Below are 24,351 nucleotides of genomic sequence, written 5' to 3' on the forward strand. Positions count from 1 at the left end.
CAGGACAAAAACAGACAGAAAATTATTTTAATCTTCCTGCCCGTTTCATGGCACGTAAAAAGTTGACGACACGGGTTCGGGTGGTCAGTACGTATTCGTAATAATCCGTGTCGCTGTTGGGATGCAATACCCGTTTATCCTCTTTTAAATTGTCAATGATATCATTGAATTGAATGTCGGAAGAGAGTACCTGCATGATGCCGTTGGCGTAATTGAAATAATACCATTGCCGTTTCCCGTGTTGGAGAATCATTTCAATGGAGGTTCCGCTACGGTTCTTTTTGATCTGAATAATCCCGTTCATGTACTTGTTCAGGGTATTGTTTCCAATATTGCCAATTCCGATGGGTCCTTTTGAAATAAAAGAGCGTGTCAGCGGATCCCAGATCAGCGTAACATCATTAAGAGAAATGGTATTTTGTAACGCCGGGGGAAGTTTTTTGGTTTGTCCGTATAATGAGAGTTCCGTAAGAATATTTTTTGCTTTGTCCGGCCCTAATAATTTATCCAAAGCCATGGGATATAATCCTTTTGTAATATTTACCGGATGGGACGGGATCATTCGCAAGCTGTCGGCCATCAGGTTCAGTGCATTCTCGTCAAAGTAAAATTTCATCATCATGACCACATGCAAAATCGTGCTGTCACGGACTACGTTATGTTTAAACTGGCCGATAAACCGGGTTTTCAGCATGTGATTTTTCATTCCGAGATTAAAAATTCCATCGCCTTCGAGCTGGCAATTTTTGGTATTTAAAGCGACAAAATTGTCTTTTACGTTGTGGTTTTTGAACCGGTCGGGCGATCCCATCATAAACCGGCCGGTTTTATGATCAATGGTAAGGTTTCCGGTGGCGGAAATCAGTACCTGGTCTGACGGGTTTCGCAGTGCCTGCAAAACCAGCGGATAATAATGGTGGTACTGAAAACTGTAGGCCAGCCCAAACCAGGCTTTCAGACTGTCGGCTGTTTTTGATGTATCGGTAAACCGGAAAGCAATATGTTTGGGATTCAGATCCTGGTCCACCGCCATCCAGTTTCCGGTATTATCCACACAGTCTTCGTTCAGCTGGTATCCGCCACGGAAATGCAACAGCGGGTCGCGGGCGTGCATGATCACGGTTCCAGTGAAGAAGTATTCCGGACTGAGAAAGAAAATTTCTCCTTTGGGTATTTTCCCTATGGCTTCACTCTGGCCGGAACTGTCGGTAAAAACTTTTGTCATTTGAATCGGCTGAACCGTTCCGTTCATGTCTTTATAATCCAGTTTGCCGGAAGCGGTATAACTTTTCCGGGAATGAATCTGTACTTCCGCCTCATAAATCGTGTGGTACAGGTTGGCCGTATCCACCAGAATGGTTGCATTTTCCAGCGGAGCCAGTTTCCCTTTTTGTAAGATGGTAACGGCCTGGTTGCCGGGAAAAACAGCTGCATCTCCTGTTTTAATCAGTCTTACCCCTTCTGCATCAATCGAATATTGGCTGATGTTGTAAAATGCTTTTTGGGCATAGAACCGGAGAGAATCGGCAGCCGGATCAACAGAGATAAATTCCGGACCCGGCTGATGCCAGGCAATTTGTTGCTTTCGGGTGAGAGAATCAAAGTTGGAAGAAGTTTTCCGGTGGGTGCTGTACAGGCTGAGTTTGTCCTGATCCATTAACCATTCCACTTCGTCCAGCGTACAGATATACCGGTTGAACGGAAAGGTGAGAAAAGAGTTTTGGTTGAGGTGATTAAACCATCCTTTTTGCATTTTGAAGTCAATATGGGCACGGTAATTTTTTGCCAGGAAAGTAGTATCTCCGGTTTGGGCGTTTTTGAGAATGAAATTAGCCGAATCGGCATTTAATCCGCGATCGGTAAAAAGAAAATGTTTTGACGAGAGATCGGAATGTCCAAAGGCAAAATGTCCGGTTCCCGTAAAATCTTCCGGCGAAAGGGTAATGTTTCCTTCCAGCGTGGCATCGCTGTAAAGTGTAAAGGGATTTCGCGTGGTTGCGATTTGCATCCGGTTCACTTTTGTGTTCCATTTCAAATGGACGGTATCGCCATATACTTTTGGGAAGTGATATTTTACAGCATCTGATTTGCCAAAAAAATGCGTGGCTTTTTGTGCCAGGAGCGAGTCCGGATAGAAAACAAAGTCTTTTCCTTTTACCGAAGTGGTTAAATAATGCAGTTTGCCGCTCCCGTGAAATCCCTTCATATTGAGTGTCAAAGTGTCGTAAAACCGGGCTTTTCCTCCATAAGCTGTAATACCTTCGGGAGGTGTCCGGTACACAAAACCCAGCGAATGATCCGGCATTACGCGTAACGGTTGGCTGATGGGAGAAAAAATGCTGTCGGAAACCAAACTCCCCTGAAAAGCCAGTCCGTCGGTATTAAAAGTCATGATGGAATCAAAGACAAAAGGAGAAACGCGATAGTAGAATTTTCCGGGTAACAGGGTGCTGTCCTGAATGTGACGGCTGTTGTAATAAACATAACATTCTGATTCGCTGACAAATTCGGGATATTTTGATACATGCATCTTCCCCGATTTATTGAAGGGCAAGTCAACGTAAAGGCGGCCAGAAAGTTTCTGCAAGGTTTGTTTTACCGGAACCACATAGCGGCGATTACGAAGTGTGTCTTTTTCCCACACTCCAAAAGAAAGCGAATCCACGTAGTTCATGTTAATCATGAAACTGTCGTAAACAAAAGTGCTTTTGCGGGCATAGAAGTTGAACAATCCGGCACTTACTTTCCCGGTAAATGTAAAATTGCGGTTTTTCCGCAGGGCGATCTTTTTGTCGGCAGGGTAAATGTAAACTTTTTGTGAGTCGCTGATAAAAACCCGGGGAACTCCGTAAATGTTCAAACTGAGATCCTTCAGGTTCAGTGATGCATTGGGTTTGAGTTTTTCTTTGGAATAGAAATGGATTACATCATAATCGGTACGACCCGCTTTGGCATTCAAAAAATACTTCAGGCGCGGAGTGGCCACTGCTTTTTTGGTGCCGGCATCATAAACAACAAAACCTCTGTTGGAAAGGCGCATCAACAAGTTTTCTATTTGTTCGGGCGGTTTGTTCATATAGCCGGCAAGGGCATTTACCGGAATGATGCGGGTCGAAAATGCTTTCATGAAATTATTTACCACATAAAGCGGATTAATCTCATCAATTCCCTGGATCTCATAAAATTGCCTTAAGTTGAAATAGCGGTCAGACTCGAACCGGGCCGGTTGTTTGTCGTTTACGCCTCTTAATTTCTTAAACAGCAGACTGTCTGCATTGATGTGCCAAACCAGGGCCGGCACATAAATATCCATTTTGTGGTAAGAATCAAAAAACGGAATTTGCCGGTCGGAGAGCGTATAAAGCTGAAGTGTTTTTGATGGTACGTCGTAACGCATGATGAGCCGGGGATGGTAAATGGAGTCGTTATCCAATAACAACCGGGCATCTACATCTGCCGAAACAAGTTTGTTTTTGCCAAATTCAAAACGTTTAGAACGGACAGTAAGCACCGGTTTTTGTTTTCGGTTAAAAATAACTTCGGGTTTATGTCCTTTTATTTCAATGCCGTACATCTTTTTACCCTCTCGTTCAATGCCGCCGCGGAAAGATACGTGGGGATAGATGTTTGGCAGGAAAATATTGTTTTCGTAGGAAACAAATTGGGGATATATCGAATTTTTTCCCGGTTTTCCGGTGAGTACCCTGTCAGAAATCCGTCCGATTATTCTTTGTTTTCCCAGAAATTCAGGGCTGGTTAAGGTAACCGAATCAATGTGATAAAGATTACTTTTCAGATTAAAATGGTATTGGCTTATAATGCGGTATTGTGCATTCATTCCGTTGGGAAACCGGTTCCATTGCAGCCGGCCGCCTGTTCCTTCCCACTGCCTGGCAGGATAGGTGAAAATACCGCGGGTTTGCATGATCATTATGCTGTCGTTCCGGCTGGCTTTGATCAGGTTAAGGTGTTTAAAATGAACTGAAAATACAGAGTCGTAATGCAGCGTGAATTCAGCCCGGTTAAAATGCCAGGAGGCTGAACTTTTATTATAAAGAAGGTGTTTTTCCAATAAATTTTCGGTAAACCGGATGAAGCTCAGGAAGTTTCTCATCCGTCGCGGATCAATCGTTTCGGAAAGATAACGGTTCCAGGCAGTAAATTCATTGTCTGAACGATGATTTTCGGCAAGTAGTGTAATTCCCCATAAATATTGATACAGATACGGAAAAGTATGTAGTTTTTTTGTTCGCATTTTTTCCACCGTTTCCTGAACCTGCTGCTTTTCGTTTTTGGAAAACCCTTTGTTGTTCCACTGTCCGCCAAAGCGCAGAAGTAATGCTTGGGCTTTCGCCTGATAAGCCGGCGATTTGGTATTTAGCAGGATGGAAGAAATCTGGGTGAAAAATTGTGCCGGATCTTTTGAAAGAGAATCATTTTGTGCTGCTGCCGGGTTGGTGAGCAGCCCCAGTAGGAGTAAAAATATCGCAAATACAAAAGAAACCTTTCGCATCATTTAATTTTTAATGAAAACGGCAGCCACCCATTTGTTTTTTGTGCGATGGCTTTTGTATTGCAAACGTAAATGACCTGCTTTTGTTTTGATATCGGAAAGATCGGAGTCGTAAAAACCACTGAAGAATATTTTTCCGCCGGATTTCAGGGCTTGTACATATGCCGGCATATCGCGTAAAAGAATGTTCTTGTTGATGTTGGCAAGAATTATGTCGTATGTAGCGGTTTTGTCTTCAAGAAAAGAAGCATCTCCTAAAACTGGTGTAATATTTTCAATCTGGTTGGCTTTGCTGTTTTCTTCCGTGTTGTTGTACGACCAGGTATCGTTATCCACGGCATCTACCTGTTTAGCGCCTTTCAGCGAGGCAAGAATGGACAGTACACCGGTACCGCAACCCATGTCAAGAACCGTTTTTCCGGTAAAGTCTTCTTCGAGCATCAGCTCGATCATCTGGGCGGTAGTTTCGTGATGGGCTGTGCCGAAAGCCATTTTAGGGTGTACCAAGATGTTGAATTCAGCTTCCGGATGTTTTTGGTGAAACGGCGCATAAATGTAACATCTGTCGGCAATCCATACCGGCGGATAATTACTCTCCCAGGCCGCATTCCAGTTTTGTTCGGGGATAAAGGTGATCTCAGGTGAAGTTTTCCGGCAGTATGCAATGTCGTCGGTCAGGTTTTCCCTGAAATCTTTTTCCGGGATGTAGGCAAGGATGTGGGTATCGGTTTCTTCAAAACTTTCAAAACCCACTTCAGCAAGACGGGCAATAAGAATTTCGTTTTGCTCCTGTGAAGATTGTTTCAGACATTTTAACCGGTAGTAATTCATGGTGGTCTGTGGTGAATTTCCGGGAAAAGCCAACGGCTTTTCCCGGAAAAGATTATTCAAAACTTTGAGCGATTTTCAGGAAATCATCGGCTTTAAGTGAAGCTCCGCCAATGAGTCCGCCATCTACATCTTTGTTGGCAAACAAGGCTTTGGCATTGCCCGGGTTACAACTTCCTCCGTAAAGGATGGTGGTTTCTTCGGCAGTGTCATCGCCGTATTTTCCGGCAATCAGACTGCGGATGTAGGCATGCATTTCCTGTGCCTGTTCCGGCGTAGCTGTTTTTCCGGTACCAATGGCCCAAACCGGTTCGTAAGCAATAACCAGATTGGAAAATTCGTCTTTGTTCAGGTGGAAAAGACTTTCTTCCAGCTGTTTTTTTACTACGTCAAAGTGGATTTCTTTTTCTCTTTCTTCCAACACCTCGCCACAACAAAAGATCGGTTTAATGTCATAATCCAGCAGAATATCTACTTTTTTTGCCAGTTGCTCATGGGTTTCATGGAAATATTTCCGCCTTTCGGAATGACCTACGATGCAGTATTCAATATCTACCGAAGCCAACATAGGGGCGGAGATTTCGCCTGTGTAGGCGCCTTTTTCGTGTTCACTGACATTTTGGGCGCCGATTTTAATGCGGCTTTCTTCGGCATAATCGGATGCCATTTCGAGATAAAGGGCAGGAGGACAGGCAATCACTTCGCATTTCAGACTCAGTTCTTCCATGCCCACAACAATCTGGTCAATCAACTCTTCGGCTTCACTGAAAGTTTTGTTCATTTTCCAGTTGCCGGCAACAATATTTTTTCTCATGATGTATAAAAATGTTTTTCAAATGAATGAGCAAATTTACAATTTATGGAGGAACTGGAGACAGTTGGGAGGAATTTAATCCTGTGCGTTAAAAGGTCCGGATTTTTTCGAAGGCATACCCGTAATACAAATCCGAATGGGTATTGGGATCATTTGCTCATCCAGAGATTTTCATCATCGGATTACACGAATGGAACGAATGGGGTTTTTCTTTGTTCATCCGGTCGCTCTACTTTTCAAGTTGGACAGGGCTTGAAAAGTAATGGCGTTCGCCCGGAGGATGAAATTAGCGAAAAGGAAAAAATGGAATTCCTCCGGTTGTTTAAAAACCCGTTCAAGGAAGATGAAATACCTTAATAAAGTATCTCTTTTTTAAAAATATTATTGTTGGAGTATTAAACGGAACTTGGCCAGCCTTACTCAGGCAATGAAAAAAACTTTTCAAAAAAATAATTTGTAATTCAGGAAATAGCTGTATATTTGCACTCATTTTTGAGAGAACGTTACAAACATAAAACCATGAGCAAGCAGGAACTTATTAAATTGGTGGAAGACACGGTGGAAGTCAAAGATTTTCCGAAGTTTAAAGCGGGTGATACCATTACCGTTACTTATAAAATCAAAGAAGGAAACAAAGAGCGTTTGCAGAAATTTCAGGGGGTTGTATTGCAGCGTGCCGGCAGTGGTCCGACCGCTACTTTTACCGTCCGTAAAATTTCGGGTAATGTAGGCGTAGAACGTATTTTTCCTGTTTCTTCACCTTTTATTGAAGAAATTGTGGTAAACAAAGTGGGTGTTGTCCGTCGTGCACGTATTTTCTACTTCCGTAATCTGCGTGGTAAAAAAGCCCGTATCAAAGAAAAAAGACAGTAAACATTTTGTTTTAAAGCATCGTAAGCCAATCCGGAAAGGGTTGGCTTTTTTTATGCCGTTTCTTGGGGTTGGGAAACTGAAAGATGCAAGAAGGAATTATTCTTTTTCTTGCAGGCGCTGGCGTACCACTTCGTAAAGGATAACAGCCGTGGCGGCTGATACGTTGAGTGAAGCAATTTGTCCGAGCATAGGGATGCGGATTTTTACATCGGCAAGTTTCAGGTATTCGGGTGAAATCCCTTCTCCTTCGGAGCCCATAATGAGTGCCAGAGGGCCGGTGAGGGTTGTCTCAAAATGTACTTTTTCGGCTTTCTCCGTTACTGCCGCAATGCGCAAGCCGCTGTTTTTTAGAAAAGTGATGGCTGTTTTTAGGTTGTGTGTACGACATATGGGTACCTTAAATATGGCTCCGGCTGAAGATTTAATGGTTCCGGAATTGAGTTGTGCAGCCCCTTTGGAAGGAATGAGCACTGCTTGTACCCCGGCACTTTCTGCTGTGCGCAAAATGGCCCCGAAGTTTCGTACATCACTGATTTTATCCAGGATAAGTATAAAAGGTGTTTCTCCTGATTCGTAGATGGTGGGGAGTAGTTGTTCGATATCATAAAAAGTAATGGGGGAGATATAGGCCACCACACCTTGATGATTTTTGCGTGTGAGCCGGTTCAGCTTTTCTACAGGAACTACCTGATAAGGTATTTGCCGTTCTTTTAAAAGCGGCATAAGTTCACGAAAAGTGTTTCCGCCCAGTCCTTTTTGAATAAAAACTTTTTCCACTTCTTTGCCTGCATCAAGGGCTTCCATTAGCGGACGGATACCGTAAACCATTTCTTGTTTGTCTTCTTTTTCGCGCATGGACTTATTCTTCAAGATATTTTTTGTCGATTTGTTTGGTGGCTTTGGCTCCCATCGTCTTCAGTTTTTCTACCTGTCCTAAAAGGTTTCCGCGTCCTGAAACCAGTTTTTTGTGTGCTTCGGTATAGGACATCTGTGCTTTATTCAGGTTATCACCGATTTTTTCCAGATCTTTGAGAAAGCCTTCAAACTTGTCATAAAGTTTTCCTCCTTGTTTGGCAATTTCAAGGGCATTACGGGTTTGCTTTTCATGACTCCAGATAGAAGCTACCGTACGCAGTGTGGCCAGCAGGGTAGTGGGACTGACAATGACAATGCGTTTTTCCCAGGCAAAGTTAAACAAGTCGGCATCGGCCTGGACAGCAATACCGAAAGCCGGTTCTACCGGCATGAACATGAGTACAAAATCAGGGGTGTTCAGCTCTTTCAGGTTTTGATAGTTCTTTTCACTGAGTTCTTTCACGTGGTTGCGGATAGAGTGCAGGTGTTGTTTTAAAAACTGCTCTTTTTGGGTTTTATCTTCTGCTCCAATGTATTGTTGAAAAGCAGTAAGCGAAACTTTAGAGTCGATAACCAGGTGCTTGTTTTCAGGAAGCTTAATCACAACATCGGGACGGTAAATCTTATTTCCTTCTCCGGTTGTGGTTTGCTGCAGGAAATACTCTTCATTTTTAATGAGCCCTGAGCTTTCCAAAATACGTTCGAGTACCACTTCACCCCAGTTTCCTTGTTTTTTAGGATCTGATTTCAAGGCTTTGGTGAGGTTGCCGGCTTCTTCACCCAGTTTGGCATTCAGTTCCTGCAGGCGTTTCAGCTCTTCTTTTAAAATGGTTTGGTCGATTTTGCCTTTTTGATACGTTTCCTCCACCTTTTTTTCGAATGCGGTAATTTTTTCTTTTAGCGGATTCAGCAAATCGCTCATGTTTTTTTGCGAGGTTTCGTTAAACTCACGGGTATTTTGTTTTAGAATGGTGTTAGCCACATTTTGAAACTCGGTTTTGAATTTTTCCTGCAGTTTTTCAATTTCAGAACGTTCATTGTCCAGTTTTTCCTGTAGGTGTTTATATTCAGAACGCAAAGCTACGATCTGTTTTTCGGCGGTTTCTTTTTCTTCCCGGAGTTGTTCTGTTGATTTTAGAACAGCCTCTTTTTCTTGTTGCAGGGATCGAATCCGTTCCTCCCGTATGCTGTTTTCTTTTTCCAGTGCCGTTTTTTCGGCAAGAAACTCTTTCTCCTGTTTTTCGAGTTGGTTTTGTAGTATGGCCTGGGATGCCGTAAGTTTTTGTTTGGTAAATAGATAGGTTGCTACAATGCCAATGAGAATGCCGGAAAAAAGATAGACGAGTTCCATGCTTATTTTTTTGAGTAAAAATAACAGAATATTTTTAGAAAACAGCCGGTTTAACGAGAATCGGGGAAAGGTTGTCCAAAAAGCCTCCCTTCCGGTCTGCCTGGTTGGGGAAGAAGGAATTGTACAAAATCATATACATTGATGATGAGAAGCTTACTTCGTTATGTTTTTTCGAAAGACCGCATACTCATCCTTTTGGGACGGTTCTTTATCCGGAATTTTCCTGTCATTTTGAGTGAGAACAGTAGTCTTCGCCTTTTATTTCGGTTGTTCCGCTGATTCCATCATAAGATACTTCAATACTTCCGTTATCGGCAGTCCCGCTTGCGGTAATAGAAATGGCATCACCGGCAGCAGCTTGTACGTCGATTGACCAGGGTAAAGAAGGATTGGTGACTGTTTCTTTTGTGTTTCCTACCTCGTAGGTCAATGTCGCAATGGTTCCGTCACCAGTTTGTGTTGCCGAAAAATGGATATCCATTGCTATGGGAGCAGTATCAGATTTTCCTATGTTACAAGTGTTGTCTGAATCGTCTTTATTGCAGGAAATTAAACCAATAAAGAGGACTGCCAGGAAAAGAGTGGAAAATGTGAATTTTTTCATTTGCAATATTTTATTTTAAAGAAGTTAAAAACATGTGAGTTACAGAACAAATTTAAAAAAATAAAAGTATAAAAAAAGAATTGAATGAAAAATATTATTCCTGCGATTCAAAGTATTCAAAAGCATCAATAACATCAAGATAAGCGCCGTCAAAGCCATCTTGCAGGATCTTATGCAGGTAAGAGCTGTCGTTGCCGTATATGATCGCTTGCCATTGCGGGTCCCAATATTTTACTTTGTAATTTCCGGGCCAGTTGGGATTTTCTTTTTCAAGCCAGCGTGGGGGCGTTTTCTGCCAAGTGGATTTCCAATAATAACGATAATCTTCTGCTTCCCCAATAGAAAGATAAGCAATGACTAATCGTTTGCCTCCGTGTGCTTTGGTTTGTAGCTCTTTTATTTCGTCAGCAGAAAACATCGTTCCGTCATTGAAGAATAAGTCCATGATGATTAAATCATAATCGGTACTATCTAGTGCTTTGATAAAATCAGATTTCGTTTTAAAATATTCTGGATTAATTAGATACAGAAAGTTTTTCGCATCGTTCAGGTTGTTAATGTTCCGGTCGTTTTTATTATAGGGTTGTTTGGGATAAGGAGGAATGCTGTTTAAATCCCGATGATCAGCAGCAAACGAAAGGTATCCTAAAAGCGAGTTCTTTTTATAGGATGTAGCTATTTGTATTGTGTCGTTGGTATAATCGGTTACAAGAATGGTTTTTCCTGCATCTTTTGCTACATTCAGCCATGTTTTCAGGTTGTCCGAAACCGAAACCGGTGTAGCTTCGTTTTCTTTATCGTAACCGTAAAAAAGGTCTTCTTGTCCGTTTCCGTCAATGGCTTGAAGATAATAAGTTGCCGGTTTGTCATCCGGGTTTCCATTTTGGGTTACCAGCTCAATGCCGTTTTGAGGAATAATGATAAAATCAGGATGTTCACTTTTGGCGTATTGACTGATATTTTCCACAAAGTGGCGCATCTCCTCCCTGTAGTCAATGGTTGACTTTTCAACAGAACCGGTGCTGCATCCGGCAAATAGCAGCAAGAGTAAGAACAAGACGGGGAAGAGTTTTTTTAGCATAAAAGAAGTGCGTTTTTTGTTCAGGAAGTCCAAAAGTATAATTTTTTTACTTTTGTCGCCCGGGATTATGAAAACGGATTTTCAATATTTTAAAATACTTTTTTATGCGAAAAATTTCAATTCTACTGTTATTACTGGCAATTGCTGCAGGGTTACAGGCACAAAACGATACGGTTAAATACTGGAAAGTAAAAGGTAAAGTCGGGTTAAATGTTAACCAGAACTATTTCTCGAACTGGGCGGCCGGTGGAGAAAACAATTTTGGAATCATCGGGAAATATTCCATGCATCTTGATTATGCCAAAGGAAAAGATGCCTGGCTGAACTGGATAAATATGGCGTTGGGATATAGTGTGATAGGAGATGCCGATCCGATGAAAACCGATGACAAAATCGAATTTATTTCTACGTATAAACGAAATATTTCAAAATATTGGTCGATGACAGCGGTGGCCAGTTTTAAATCACAATTTGCCAATGGTTATGATTATGCGGTGGATTCGTCCACGGCGGTTTCTCATTTTCTGGCTCCGGCTTATATTGATTTTGGTCCCGGCTTTTTATATAAACCGGTAAAGTGGTTTTCTGTCAATATCTCGCCGGCAAATATGCATTGGGTCGTTGTAAACGACCAGCGATTGGCTGATTTGGGATCTTTTGGTTTAGATCCGGCTGTACGTGATGCTGATGGGAACATCATTGCCCATGCTAAAAAAAGCCGGCTTGACTTTGGAGCCCGGATGTTGATCATCTTGAAATATGAAATTGCCAAGAATGTTACACTGGCGACTAAACTCGACCTTTTTTCCAACTACCTGGATAAACCGCAAAATATAGTAACCGACTGGCAAACCGATATTAACATGAAGGTGAACAGTTGGTTGAATGTCAATTTCAGCACTACGGTGTTGTATGACGACCGGGTGAAGATTGCGGATGCTGACGGAAATATCGGGCCGCGTACTCAGTTTAAACAGCTGCTCATGGTGGGAGTAGGATTTAACTTTTAACCGGTTGAAAAAGATTGGCTTATTGTCGGATACACACGGATTTTTCCATCCGCGAATTCCGGGGTTTTTTGCCGGTTGCGACGAAATTTGGCATGCCGGTGATGTGGGTAGCCTGTCGGTAATTGACCAGCTGGAAACACTGGCCGTTGTGCGGGCGGTTTATGGAAATATCGACGGGCAGGAAATCCGGAAGCGTTTTCCTGAAATTAATCTGTTTACGGTGGAAGGGTTAAAAGTTCTGATGATCCATATTGGAGGTTATCCGGGACGTTATCTGCCGAAAGTAAGGAAGCTGATTGAAGAACACCGTCCCGGGCTTTTTATCTCTGGCCACTCCCATATTTTAAAGGTTATGCCCGATCAACGGCACCATTTATTGCATATCAATCCCGGTGCTGCCGGGAATTCCGGATTTCATAAAAGCATTACGCTGGTGCGTTTTAAAATAGAAAACGGGCGTCCGTCCGACCTGGAAATATTGGATATTGATCGCAAAAAACGATTAGCGTAAACGATCAGCGCTGCGCACCAACTTTTCGTCCTGTAACACGCCGCGATAGGCCAGTACAAGAAAAACCAGAGCAATCAGCGGCATGAACACGGCTGTTTTATATTCGGCAGTGGCACCGGTAAGTTTTTGCAGCGTATTGACATAGTAAAAGAAGAAAAGTCCTATAAAAATTACTTCTACCAGAATACACACTTTGATGATTTGCATCTGGGTTTTCCGGTTTTTGTATAAGAATATGGTAATCAAAGAAAAAAGAATGACAAAACCGGTGGCCGAAAGCAGGGGAAGACTGAAATAAGTATTTTTGTTAAAAGCAGAATCCGGAACCAGACTGTGTGCTTTTTGTACGTATAGCACAATGGATTCTTTTGCTCCGATAAATTGGGCTAAAGGAAAAAAGAAACTGATAACGGAAGCTATAATGACCAATAAAAGAAAGATGGTTTGTTTACGTTGAATCATGGTTTTTCTATTTTGAAAATACAGGGCAAAATTAAGGATAAACCTTTTTCTCTTTCCGGATTTTGGAAAGAAAATAACAGGAAACAGACATTCGGTTTACTCATTGAGTTTTAGTACAACAAGAAAAGCTTTTTGTGGGACTTCTACATTGCCTACCTGACGCATTCGTTTTTTCCCTTTTTTCTGTTTTTCAAGCAATTTCCGTTTTCGGGTGATGTCGCCACCGTAACATTTGGCAGTTACATCTTTCCGGACGGCTTTAATGGTTTCGCGGGCAATAATCTTTGCTCCGATAGCTGCCTGAATGGCAATGTCAAATTGTTGCCTTGGGATCAGCTCTTTTAGTTTGACACAAATTCTCCGGCCAAAGCTGTAAGCATTGTCCTGATGAATCAAGGTAGAAAGTGCATCTACCGGCTCGCCGTTAAGCAAAATATCCAGTTTGACCAGCTTGGCCGGACGATAGCCCGAAATGTGATAATCAAACGAAGCATAGCCTTTTGAGATGCTTTTCAGTTTGTCGTAAAAGTCAAAAACAATTTCTCCCAATGGCATATCCACGGTAAGTTCTACCCGGCTGGTGGACAGATACACCTGGTTTTTGAGCTCTCCCCGTTTGTCCAGACAGAGTTTGATGAGTGGGCCGATATATTCGGTACGGGTAATAATTTGTGCCCGGATAAAAGGTTCTTCAATGTGATCAATGTATTTTTGTTCAGGGAGCCCCGAAGGATTATGCACTTCGATTACTTCTTTTTTATTGGTAATTACCCGGTACGAAACATTGGGCATGGTGGTAATTACGCTCATGTCAAATTCGCGGTCAAGTCGCTCCTGAATAATTTCCATGTGCAGCAATCCGAGAAATCCGCAACGAAAACCAAAGCCCAGTGCCAGCGACGATTCGGGTTCAAAAGTAAGCGAAGCATCATTAAGCTGCAACTTCTCAATGGCTGCACGCAGCTCTTCATAATCATCGGCATCGGTAGGATAGATGCCGGCAAAAACCATGGGTTTTACATCTTCAAAACCCGAAATGGCTTCGGAGCAAGGATTTTCTACGTGGGTAATGGTGTCGCCCACTTTTACTTCCCGTGACGTTTTGATTCCCGAGATGATGTATCCCACATCGCCAGTTTCCAGTTTTTGCCGCGGCTCTTGTTTCAGGCGCAACACTCCGATTTCATCAGCATTGTATTCCCTGCCGGTGTTGACGAATTTTACCCGGTCTCCTTTTCTGATCTCGCCGTTAAAAATCCGGAAATAAGCAATAATTCCTCTAAAAGGATTAAAAACCGAATCAAAGATAAGGGCCTGTAGCGGAGCTTTCGGATCGCCTTTGGGTGCCGGAACTTTGTGGACAATATTTTCGAGAATTTTGTCTACGCCGTATCCTGTTTTTCCGCTGGCTTCAATAATATCTTCATAATCACATCCCAGCATGTCCACAATCTGGTCTTTTACTTCATCAGGCATGGCGTTGGCCAGATCCATTTTGTTGAGTACAGGAATAATTTCCAGATCGTGTTCAATGGCCAGGTAAAGGTTCGAAATGGTTTGTGCCTGAATACCTTGCGTGGCATCTACCACCAGTAGGGCGCCTTCGCAGGCAGCAATAGACCGTGAAACTTCATAAGAAAAATCCACATGACCAGGCGTGTCAATCAGGTTCAGTACATATTTTTGTCCGTCCTGTTCATAATCCATCTGTATGGCGTGGCTTTTAATGGTGATTCCCCGCTCGCGTTCCAAATCCATATCGTCCAGTACCTGTGCCTGAGCTTCGCGTTGAGAGACCGTTCCGGTGTATTCCAGTAACCGGTCTGCTAACGTGCTTTTACCGTGGTCGATATGGGCAATAATGCAAAAGTTTCTTATGTTTTTCATAGGGTGGCAAAAGTACGAAAATATTGGCAGAAGAAACGGATATTTGCTTTGTTTGGAGAATCAGACAGGGGTTATAAACCCGAGATATGAATCTGATTAACTTTAAGTACTTTTAACTTCAAACTTCAAGTACTTCAAATACTTCAAGTGCCTAAAGTTTGAAGTGCCTAAAGTGGGAAATCCCAAAAGACAAAAAAGCAAATGACAAACGAAGTTCCAAAAAACAAAAGACAAATTCCAGAAATCAACTTCTTTTGTCCTTCTGAGCATAGCAAAGAATCTATTTTAACTATTGCCAGTTTTTTGAGATCCTTCACTTCGTTCAGGATGACAGTGAAAATACAGGTAAAATACTGAAAATCAACAATTCACCATTCACTATTCACTATTCACCAATCACCATTCATCACTTATCGTTCATCATTCCGAATGACCAGTGACCAGGTTAAAAATCCCAAAAGACAAAAAGACAAATCCCAAGAAAAATTCCAAACTAAAACCTGAAATCCAAAGGTTCGTTTCCATCCTGGATAGGGTAGTGGCCTTTGTAAACGTTTCCGAGCAGGCCGTCAATAGCAATCTTGTCGCCTACGTGGAAAACATCATTGTTCAGCTGACATACTTTTTTGTCTTCGTTCACGTACAGGGCGGTACAGTTAACCACGGAGGCTTTTCCAAGCCGTACTGCAGTGACGGCAGCATGAGATGTGGCGCCGCCTTTGGCGGTTAGCAACGCGTCGGTTTCGAAAATCATGCCGATGTCATCGGGAACCGTATCAGGACGCAGCAAAACAACTGCTTCGTCAGGATATTTATTACGAAGAAAGTTGATATCGTCCATATCGATGGCTACACGGCCGTTCAGTGCCCCGCCGCCAATACCAATACCGCGACCGGAGAGATGCATTTTATCCGGTGACGTTTTAAACCGTTGAATGGTCTGGAACGATGACATGTCCATATCGCGGATTTGCAAAATGTATAAATCTTCCGGGTTTTCCGATTCGAAGGTGAATTCTATTTCCTGAGGATTATATCCCAGATTTTCGGTAAGGTCTACTGCAATGTCGTACAGCTTTTTATAAAGCAACGGGTATTTTTCTTCGAGAGAAATCATTTCTTCGCGGTCACCCAGTTTTTGAGATTTGCTGACAGGATAAGGTTTTACCAGCCCGGCTACAATATCTTCCCCCTGACTTTGGAAAGTGAAGTCGCCATAAAGATTGACGCCTTGCTTTGAGATTTTCGGGTTTTGGGTAAAGACCACACCGCTTCCCGAACTGCTTTTTTTGTTGCCGAAGATCATTTGTTGGATGATAACAGCGGTACCCCATTCGTCGGCTATTTGCAGATGCTTGCGGTAAACAATGGCCCGCTCGGATGACCAGGATTCGAAAACCAGATTAACGGTGGTCATGAGTTGTTCAAAGACATTTTCTTCAAAATGAATTTTCGAATCGATAAGCTTTTGTTTGTATGCGTAAGCAATTTTGCGCATGGTAGTGGGCGGGAAATCTCCCTTTTGTTCAATTCCCGTTTTTACTTTAAAGCCATTCATGATTTCGTCAAATTCATCGCGGGTAAGTCCGAAGGCCATTCCCCAGCTTTGCAGCAAGCGCCGGTACGAATCCCATGCCGACCATTCAAAGCCGGGTTTCCGGCTTAATTTTTCGGTAATCTCGTCATTCATTCCCACGTTAAGGACTGTGTCCATGGCTCCGGGCATCGAGATGGCTGTGCCGGAACGTACCGAAAGCAAAAGCGGATTTTTAGGATTGCCAAATTGTTTTCCGGCTACTTTTTCCACTTTATGCAAATGTTGACGGATCATGTCATACATCTCTTTGCGTAGTTCCGGATGTTTCATGATGGCGGCATGACGCCGGAAAACCTCAGTGGTGATTACAAAACCGGGGGGGACCGGAAAACCGGCCATACGTAAAATTTTCAGGTGGTACGCTTTGGAGCCGAGAAAAACCTGATTGTCGAGATTCGGATTGGCATGGGCCAGCCGGGCAATGATAAGGTCAGAATTGTATGACATCACCTCTTTGATCATTTCGGGCGGCAGGTTATCAGCCATATTGCGGAGCGATTCAAGAATACGCGATACAAAGTTGTCCAGTGGCTGCATCAAAAAGGCTTCTGCAATGGTATCACGGTAAAATTCTTCCGAAACTTTATTGATCAATTCCTGCCTTTTTTTGTCGCTTAGCTTGTGTTCTTTGTCAAAGAGCTGGGGAATGACAATCTTTAGCGGGACTTCGTAAGTTTTTAAAAAGTATTTAATGAGTGTTTTCTTGACGTTATCGGCTACAAACTGAAAGATGTTGATATATTGATCGAAGGAGAAACTTTGCGAAACCAGACTGTATTTCAGCATGAGCAGGTTAGAGTTGAAACTTTGGTTGGTGATTCCGTCCAGGTCAAGTCCTTCTTTGAAATAGTTTAGGATGACATAAATGTTGCTTAGTGTTTTCCCTGAAATGTAATTAAGGTTGATGTTTTCCACCACTTTCTCCATCAGCCGGGTGGCTACTTTTTCCAACCGGAACGTAAGTCCGAGTGCTTCGAATTTGGGCTCGCGGTATACGCCGTACATCGATGGAATGCCAATGGCAATGTGTCGTTTATGGTAAATGTTTTCCCAGCTTTGACTGGGTTTGGGATTAAAAATAATTTCTTTCAGGTGATTCATGAAACTGTAAATCAGCTTGAGCGAACTTTCTATATCCTGGTTGTCAAGGGCTACCCGTAGCTTTTCAATATCTTTATCCGGAATATAGGCGTATTTTTTCAGCAGGTTGATGATGTCAACCGTTTCAAAGGAATATTTTTCTTTTAGAAAGGCGTACAGCGAACGGATATCACGCAGTCGTTCAATGTCTTTTTCGTTTTTATAGATGATTTTATCCAGCCACTGTTCAAATTCATCTTCTTCAAGAGATAAGACCTCGCGTGGTGACATTTGAGCCGTTTCGCATAATTCGCGAACCATTTTATGCACCGGGGCAAACCACCGGCTTTTTTTGTCAATGCTGTCGTACACATTTTGAGGAAGTGCATCTTTCAAATTTTCCAGATTGCCATCATACCAGAATTGAAAGATCCGGTAAGTCAAATCAATCAATGTGTTATTACTTTCGGTATGCACCTGCTTGCGCAGAAAATGGATGAGCTTGTCTTCGCGATGCGAAATTTCATCCATGGTGGTGGTTACCTTCCGGATTTCACCTTCGGCACCGATTTCGTTGAAATAAACCGGAAAAATCCGGGTAAGCTGCTTGACCTTTTTGTAAAAGGGTGCAATGTTTGAATTGAGAATCTTGGTAATCTCGCGTTGGAACAAATCCGTATCGCTAATGAAAATACCGCCGAGTTTCAGGTTAACAATGAGTGCCGACAACAGGTTTTCCATTTCCGACTGGGAGTATTCGATCAGCTCAAGCCAGACCCGGATGTTTTTGATGTGGTTTTCGTTGATGTGCAGCTGCCAGTCTTCGTTCACATAAACCATTCCGGGAGTTTCAAATCCAAAATGGATCAGCTTGTTTTCCATGTGTGTGATAAGCAGTCGCTCATCGGTGTCGTCAATATCGATAACTTTTTTCCCTACGGTGAGCAGGATGTCCAATACCGCTGAGCCATAATCTGCTTTTAGCTCTTCAAGGTATTGAAATAGTTGGTCAATAAACGCAATGACGTTGGTTTTGTCCACCTCTTTCATGGTTTGAACCAACATCTTATTCAGCCGCCAGATGAGTCGTTCTTTTTCGTCCCGAAGTCCGTCGAGTTTGAGTAAGTAAAAGATGTAATAGAATTTTTCAATAAAAGTGGGGAAAAGGTCAACGGCTTGGGTAAACCGTTCGCCGATCTCGTCAAAGTCAGGAATTTGACTGGTCAGTTCGTCCCAGGTTTTTATTTTCGGAAGCTGGCTTTTCAATTCTTTGAACCATGGTTGTCCGATTTGATCTTTTAAAACTTTGGGATTAATCTTTAGAACATTCTTTTTGTTTTTAATCCATTCTTCAATGCGGCTGTCATTTTCCCAAAAGATAATAGAAGCTTCGTAAATATTATAGGTTAGCTGAAAAACCGATGGGGAGAATTGCGGATCGTCAGCCATTTCTTTCAAATATTTCTTGAAATAACGCGAAGCTTCAATGTAACTTTTCTTATTGTCCGTAAACTGGTCGGTGAGTATTTGGCAACAAAATTCCAGCAGAGGTTTCAGTGGTTTCTTTTCGCGATGTATTTGCCGGCTAAACTCGAGCAGTGTGCGCAGAATAAAGGTTTTAAGCAGGTCGTTTACTTTTGGGTCGCCCAGTAAATTCCCTAATAATTTCAGGGGAACACGGAAGGCTTGTGCCGGATTTTCCAGCGCGATATAAAACCAATAATCGGTAATTAATATTTTGCGGAGTTCTTCAATAACAAATTTTTTGTTACTGAAAGGGTGCTGATATTCGATTATGCAATCGTTTGCGCGTTTGTGAATTCCGTAATACTTTTTTGACAGATTTATAAATGCCTGATATTCAGGGGGGATTTTAATGTCTCGATAACGGGTTTCGGCCAGGTTGGCTTCAAGGGCTTTGGAGATGAATTTTTTTTCCATGGTTGATCGCTTCGAATGAAAATTTACTTCTTTTATTTGGTATTTTTGCTCTCGCAAACAGATAATGGACAAAGTTAGCTTATTCTTTAAAACTCATTAATGATTAATTAAAAAAACTAAAGCCATGACAAAAATTAAAATTGGTATCAACGGGTTTGGGCGTATCGGAAGAAACGTCTTCAAAATCGCTTTTGAAAGAGATAACCTCGAAATTATCGGTATCAACGATATTACCGATACCAAAACATTAGCCCATTTGTTGAAATATGATTCTACCCAGGGAAAATTTAACGGAACTGTTGAACATGACGACGGCGCGTTAATTGTAAATGGGAAAAGAATTCCGGTTACTGCCGAACGTTCTCCGCTGGAAATCAAATGGGCAGAAACTCCGGATGTAGTAGTGGAATCAACGGGTATTTTCCGTACACGCGAAAGCAACAAAGGCGGTTATGGTGACCACCTGAAAAACGGAGCCAAAAAAGTGATTCTTACCGTTCCGGCCAAAGATGAAATTGATAACATGATTGTTCTTGGCGTAAATGACAATGAATTGCGCGATGAAGACCAGTGTATTTCCAATGCCAGTTGTACTACCAACTGTCTTGCACCGGTGGCCAAAGTGCTCAACGACCGTTTCGGAATTGAAAATGCGCTGATGACGACTATTCACTCATACACTAACGACCAAAGGATCTTGGATGCTCCCCATTCTGATTTGAGGAGAGCCCGTTCGGCTGCTGTTTCACAGATCCCGACAACAACCGGAGCTGCCAAAGCAGTGGGTAAAATTATCCCTGACTTAGACGGTAAACTGGACGGTATGGCTGTTCGTGTTCCTACGCCGACCGGTTCGCTGGTTGACTTGGTGGCCAATCTGAAAACCGAAGCTTCTGCCGATGAGATCAATGCAGCAATGAAAGAAGCTGCCGAAGGTCCGATGAAAGGTATCCTGGAATATTGCGAAGATCCGATTGTATCGGTGGATGTGATTCATAACAGTCATTCATCCATTTACGATGCTTCGGCATTGATGGTTCAGGGAAAAACCGTGAAAGTACTTTCATGGTACGATAACGAGTGGGGTTATTCCACCCGTGTAGTTGATCTGATTGAAAAAGCTATGGCGTAATAAAAATGGAAATATTCTTGCTCGTTAAAAGTAAGTTTTTTCATAGGTAATTTAGGTTAATTAAAGTTGAAAATGAAAAAGGGGGCCTTGGCCCCCTTTTTCTATTGACTACTATAAACAAACGGTAATTAATTTGGCATTTTTATATTTCACGGGTACGATACGGGTTTGATGCATACTTTCGCTGTTTTGTCCGGTATTTGAATTGCCGGGAAAGTACTGACGTCAATTTCCGGAATTTTAGTTCCATATTTATCGTTGATAGCCTGAACAAAATAATTAGCTACGGCAGCATTTCCCTGAGGAGTCAGATGGATTCCGTCCAGAGAGAAGAGGTTTCCGGTAATGTATTTTGTAGTAAAGGTGATCCCGTTCATGGTGATCCCGTTTTGATCGATATCTTTCATGATGCTGTTGAAATCCACAAAAGCCAGGTTGTATTCATCTGCCAGGTTTTTCATTATGGCATTAAAATCATCCGTAGCTTTTTTTACGGTTGCAATTTCATTTTCAGTTAAAATATATTGGTTAGCCACCGGTTTAATGGTTCCCCAGCCCCCACATTTAATAGAATCCAGCGGAGTTTCAAGGATAACCAACTCGTCGCTTTTCATTTGTCTGATTTTCAGGAAAGAAAGGCTGTCGGGAAGTGGCATGTCTGCGTCAGCAATAACCATGGGATTTGCTCCTACCTGAAAATTAATCCTGTAGGGAAGTCCCAGGCTTTCCATGGTGGCATTGTAATTTGCATAAGCCGCATTCAGTTGATCGGCCTGGCTTTGATTGGTTAAGGTAATTGCATCGTATGGGATGGTATTAAAATAAGGAATTGATGTGATATCGGGGATGTCTGCAATGACTCCGCCGGTAGTAATGGATGTGAGATATTTTACTTCGGCTTCCATACTTGCCTGGAATCCAGTTCCTACATCGCCTTCCATCGGTGTGATGGCTTCGGTTCCTCCCGAAGTTGCATAGCCAAGTACATCATTATTTCCTATCCACAACGTGAAAAAGGTGGGATGTACTTTAGCAGCATAAGTTTCGAGCGTATCGGTGGTGTTGTAAGCAATACGTCCGAAGTAAGGATTTTTTTCCGCTAAATCGGGATCAAACAAATCCGTAACCCGGATACCGGGAACACCAATATTGTTGTAAGGTCCCATAGCTGCCACATTTGCAACTAAATAAAAATAGAGTACGGCCTGTGAGGCATTCGGATCGGCCAGAACGGGACCTATGCCATTGCTTCCCAAGCAGTCGGTTGTTTGTCCCAATACCAATTTGGTACGCAGAACCGGTGTTCCGGTTGAGCTTTCTGAAACGCCGACGCCTAATTCTGTAGGCATGTAAGGAATCCGGAATGTTCCATTGCCACCTACAGTAGTCAGCTGTTTGGATAAGTCGTTGGCCCAGCTGTATTTCTGGCCGGATATATACAGCGCTCCGTCAGCGTAACCTGCGGTTAAAGAATTCCCTACCGCTACATAACTTGTGAAATCGACATTTCCTGTAACCGGTGAAGGGTTATCGTCGGAACTATCTGAACAGGAAGCAAAGAATAAAAGTCCTGTAAAAATAAAAAGGTAAAAAATGTGAATAATTTTTTTCATGTGAACTATTTTTAAAGTTAATATGGAAAATAAATATACCGGATAAAATATCCGTAAAAAATAATCATAAAGCTTTTGGGAATTTATGGAAATGGTTCTCCGTTTTTCCTGCGCTTTATTTTGGTCAAACGATTTTGCATGCGGGTAAAAATAAATGTTTTATTGAAGTTATGCAAACGTTTTTGTGATAATTTAACAATTTTTCAAGAACGGTTTTTAGGCGAAAATTCTAGAAGAACAAAAGCCAAGCCCCTGCAAATTAATTTGAAGAGACTGGCTTAAGCGGGAAAAGAATTTTTAACGCATTGATTTGTAATTTTTAATAAGTAGGCAATTCCGGGAAGTAATGGAAAGCGGCAGAATTATATTACCGCTTTCCACCTCCTTTTTTTATGTGATTTTTTGTTGTTGACATTTTAGTGTTGATGGAGCTTCCTGTCTTGTCCATTTCTCCTGGGCTGTTCAATTTCAGCTCATTCTTCTTCTGGTTTCCTGTCATCGGGGTGTGGTTATCTCCCTCGAGATAGTCGTTAATTCCGTCGCCATTTTCATCAATATATGGAACAGATGCTTTGTGGTTCTTTTTCTTATACCAATCCGGATCAAGGCTGTTGGGAATCCCGTCGCCATCATCATCGGGTGCATTATCGTTGTATCCGTCCCCATCTTTATCAATAAAAACATGGGTTTTATGCATGGTCTTTTGTGACCGGAGCGTGTCGGATGATTGTGCTTTGAGTGTATAGGAGCCCAGCAGCATGAGAGCTGTGAATAGTGTAGTTAGAAGTGCCGTTTTTGTTTTCATGGTTTTCCTGTTATTTTCTTGGATTTGTAATATTGAGTTTTTGCATGCGTGACCGCAGATGTCGCTCGCTTATGCCGAGAAGTTGTGCGGCCCGGCTTTGATTTCCTTCTTTTAATTTTAATGCTTTTTCAATCATAGCGGTTTCAAATGCCGCTACTTTTTCGGTATACGGATCTGAAAAATCTTCCGGATCGAGTAAGTTATTTTCTGAAACAACAGAAAGTCCCCGGGGAAGATCGTGTGTGGTGATTATATTTTCTCGTGTAAGCACCACGGCTCTTTCAATAATATTTTCCAGCTCCCTGATGTTGCCCGGAAAATGATATTTCATCAGATAATCCTGCGCTTCTTTGCTGATTCCCTCTACCTGTTTGCCATTTTCTTTGGCATAACGCGAAATAAAATAGCGAATGAGAAGCGGGATATCGGTTTTGCGTTCGCGTAAAGGCGGCAAAGTAATGGTAATCACGTTAATCCGGTAGAAAAGATCTTCGCGAAAAGCTCCTTTTTTAATCAATTCTTCCAAATTACGGTTGGTAGCGGTAATTACCCGTACATCAACTTTAATGGTTTTGGATCCGCCCACCCGTTCGAATTCGCCAAACTGCAAAGCCCGGAGAAGTTTTACCTGGGTTTGCAAAGGAATGTCTCCTACTTCGTCAATGAATAATGTACCCCCGTTGGCTTGTTCAAACCGGCCGATATGCTGTGATGTGGCACCGGTAAAAGCGCCTTTTTCGTGTCCGAAAAGTTCACTCTCCAGCAATCCTTCCGACAAAGCCGCGCAGTTTACTGTAATCATTGGCTTGTCGCTCCGGTCGCTGGCATAATGAATGGCTTTGGCAATTAATTCTTTACCGGTTCCTGTTTCGCCCCGAATCAAAACGGTAACCTTGCTGCGGGCTACCCGACTTACGGTATTCAGTATATTTTCCAGTTCGCTGCTTTGCGATATGATGTTGTCGAATTTATATTTTTCTTTCAGTTGTTCTTTGAGCAACTTGTTTTCAGATTTCAGATAATTGAGTTCCTGTGTTTTTCGTACAAGAATTTCCAATTCATCTAAATCTACTGGTTTCGGAAGATAGTCAAAAGCGCCTTCTTTCATAACGTTTACGGCTTCTTCCGTATCGCTGAAAGCAGTGATTACAATTACCGGAATTTCTGGGTTGAACGCCTTGATGGCTTTCACTACTTCCAACCCGTTCATGTCAGGCATACGGAAATCGGTAAAAACCAGGTCGATCATCTCATTATTGAGGATCTTCATGGCTTCTACTCCGGAACCGGCAGTGAAAACCCGGTAATGGCGCCGTTTTAAAAACGCCTTGATGGAGGTAATCTGAGCAGGCTCGTCATCGATTAACAATATACTGAATTCCGGCATGGTTTTA

17 protein-coding genes are annotated in these 24,351 nt (G+C 42.4%); 4 read left to right on the forward strand and 13 right to left on the reverse strand.

Annotated features, from left to right (window positions below; translation table 11 throughout):
• Positions 1-22: 22 nt before the first annotated feature.
• The 3 genes from LA303_RS05805 to tpiA are packed head-to-tail and all read right to left on the reverse strand — an operon-like array spanning position 23 to position 6,155.
• Positions 23-4,516 (reverse strand): hypothetical protein, encoded by a 4,494-nt coding sequence (locus tag LA303_RS05805; protein WP_240526981.1) that lies wholly within the window; start codon positions 4,514-4,516, stop codon positions 23-25.
• Positions 4,517-5,404, reverse strand: coding sequence for a 50S ribosomal protein L11 methyltransferase (gene prmA / locus LA303_RS05810; RefSeq protein ID WP_240526982.1), 888 nt, complete (start codon positions 5,402-5,404; stop codon positions 4,517-4,519). It lies immediately after the preceding gene.
• Complete coding sequence (tpiA, locus tag LA303_RS05815) at positions 5,397-6,155, reverse strand: triose-phosphate isomerase (RefSeq protein WP_240526983.1); 759 nt, start codon at positions 6,153-6,155, stop codon at positions 5,397-5,399. Before tpiA ends, prmA begins: the two co-directional genes overlap by 8 nt.
• Before the next feature lie 519 nt (positions 6,156-6,674).
• Between tpiA and rplS the strand changes: the two genes are divergently transcribed.
• Positions 6,675-7,028, forward strand: coding sequence for a 50S ribosomal protein L19 (rplS, locus tag LA303_RS05820; protein WP_240526984.1), 354 nt, complete (start codon positions 6,675-6,677; stop codon positions 7,026-7,028).
• Between the two features lie 96 nt (positions 7,029-7,124).
• Here the strand turns inward: rplS and rlmB are convergent, their stop codons facing one another.
• The 4 genes from rlmB to LA303_RS05840 all read right to left on the reverse strand — a co-directional run bounded on the left by rlmB (position 7,125) and on the right by LA303_RS05840 (position 10,919).
• Positions 7,125-7,883 carry a 23S rRNA (guanosine(2251)-2'-O)-methyltransferase RlmB gene (rlmB, locus tag LA303_RS05825; protein ID WP_240526985.1) on the reverse strand — a complete coding sequence of 253 codons (759 nt, stop codon included), beginning with the start codon at positions 7,881-7,883 and terminating at the stop codon, positions 7,125-7,127.
• 4 nt (positions 7,884-7,887) lie between these two features.
• On the reverse strand, positions 7,888-9,234 hold the full coding sequence (rmuC, locus tag LA303_RS05830; protein WP_240526986.1) for a DNA recombination protein RmuC: 1,347 nt from the start codon (positions 9,232-9,234) through the stop codon (positions 7,888-7,890).
• Between the two features lie 226 nt (positions 9,235-9,460).
• The gene (locus tag LA303_RS05835; protein WP_240526987.1) at positions 9,461-9,838 is read right to left on the reverse strand and encodes a hypothetical protein; all 378 of its coding nucleotides are present in this window, start codon (positions 9,836-9,838) and stop codon (positions 9,461-9,463) included.
• Positions 9,839-9,932: 94 nt separating this feature from the next.
• Positions 9,933-10,919, reverse strand: a complete 987-nt coding sequence (locus LA303_RS05840) for an endo alpha-1,4 polygalactosaminidase (RefSeq protein ID WP_240526988.1) — start codon at positions 10,917-10,919, stop codon at positions 9,933-9,935.
• Positions 10,920-11,023: 104 nt separating this feature from the next.
• Between LA303_RS05840 and LA303_RS05845 the strand changes: the two genes are divergently transcribed.
• Entirely contained in the window at positions 11,024-11,929 is a 906-nt protein-coding gene (locus LA303_RS05845) for a DUF3078 domain-containing protein (protein WP_240526989.1), read from the forward strand.
• Positions 11,930-11,933: 4 nt separating this feature from the next.
• Entirely contained in the window at positions 11,934-12,440 is a 507-nt protein-coding gene (locus LA303_RS05850) for a metallophosphoesterase family protein (RefSeq protein ID WP_240526990.1), read from the forward strand.
• Here LA303_RS05850 and LA303_RS05855 read toward each other — a convergent pair.
• From LA303_RS05855 to LA303_RS05865, 3 genes are all read right to left on the reverse strand, one after another.
• On the reverse strand, positions 12,432-12,902 hold the full coding sequence (locus LA303_RS05855; RefSeq protein WP_240526991.1) for a DUF4293 domain-containing protein: 471 nt from the start codon (positions 12,900-12,902) through the stop codon (positions 12,432-12,434). The genes LA303_RS05850 and LA303_RS05855 overlap by 9 nt on opposite strands.
• Positions 12,903-12,998: 96 nt before the next feature.
• Positions 12,999-14,789: a translation elongation factor 4 gene (lepA, locus tag LA303_RS05860; protein ID WP_240526992.1), complete on the reverse strand. Its 1,791-nt coding sequence runs from the start codon at positions 14,787-14,789 to the stop codon at positions 12,999-13,001.
• 493 nt (positions 14,790-15,282) lie between these two features.
• Positions 15,283-19,407 (reverse strand): PEP/pyruvate-binding domain-containing protein, encoded by a 4,125-nt coding sequence (locus LA303_RS05865; protein ID WP_240526993.1) that lies wholly within the window; start codon positions 19,405-19,407, stop codon positions 15,283-15,285.
• 133 nt (positions 19,408-19,540) lie between these two features.
• Here LA303_RS05865 and gap point away from each other — a divergent pair, with 133 nt between their 5' ends.
• Entirely contained in the window at positions 19,541-20,539 is a 999-nt protein-coding gene (gene gap, locus LA303_RS05870) for a type I glyceraldehyde-3-phosphate dehydrogenase (RefSeq protein WP_240527117.1), read from the forward strand.
• 149 nt (positions 20,540-20,688) lie between these two features.
• Here the strand turns inward: gap and LA303_RS05875 are convergent, their stop codons facing one another.
• From LA303_RS05875 to LA303_RS05885, 3 genes are all read right to left on the reverse strand, one after another.
• Complete coding sequence (locus LA303_RS05875; protein WP_240526994.1) at positions 20,689-22,152, reverse strand: SGNH/GDSL hydrolase family protein; 1,464 nt, start codon at positions 22,150-22,152, stop codon at positions 20,689-20,691.
• Between the two features lie 367 nt (positions 22,153-22,519).
• Positions 22,520-22,957, reverse strand: coding sequence for a hypothetical protein (locus LA303_RS05880; RefSeq protein WP_240526995.1), 438 nt, complete (start codon positions 22,955-22,957; stop codon positions 22,520-22,522).
• A gap of 10 nt (positions 22,958-22,967) precedes the next feature.
• Positions 22,968-24,344: a sigma-54-dependent transcriptional regulator gene (locus tag LA303_RS05885; RefSeq protein WP_240526996.1), complete on the reverse strand. Its 1,377-nt coding sequence runs from the start codon at positions 24,342-24,344 to the stop codon at positions 22,968-22,970.
• Positions 24,345-24,351: the final 7 nt, after the last annotated feature.

The organism is Candidatus Sulfidibacterium hydrothermale (assembly GCF_020149915.1).
In the GTDB taxonomy this organism is placed as follows: Bacteria; Bacteroidota; Bacteroidia; order Bacteroidales; family F082; genus Sulfidibacterium; species Sulfidibacterium hydrothermale.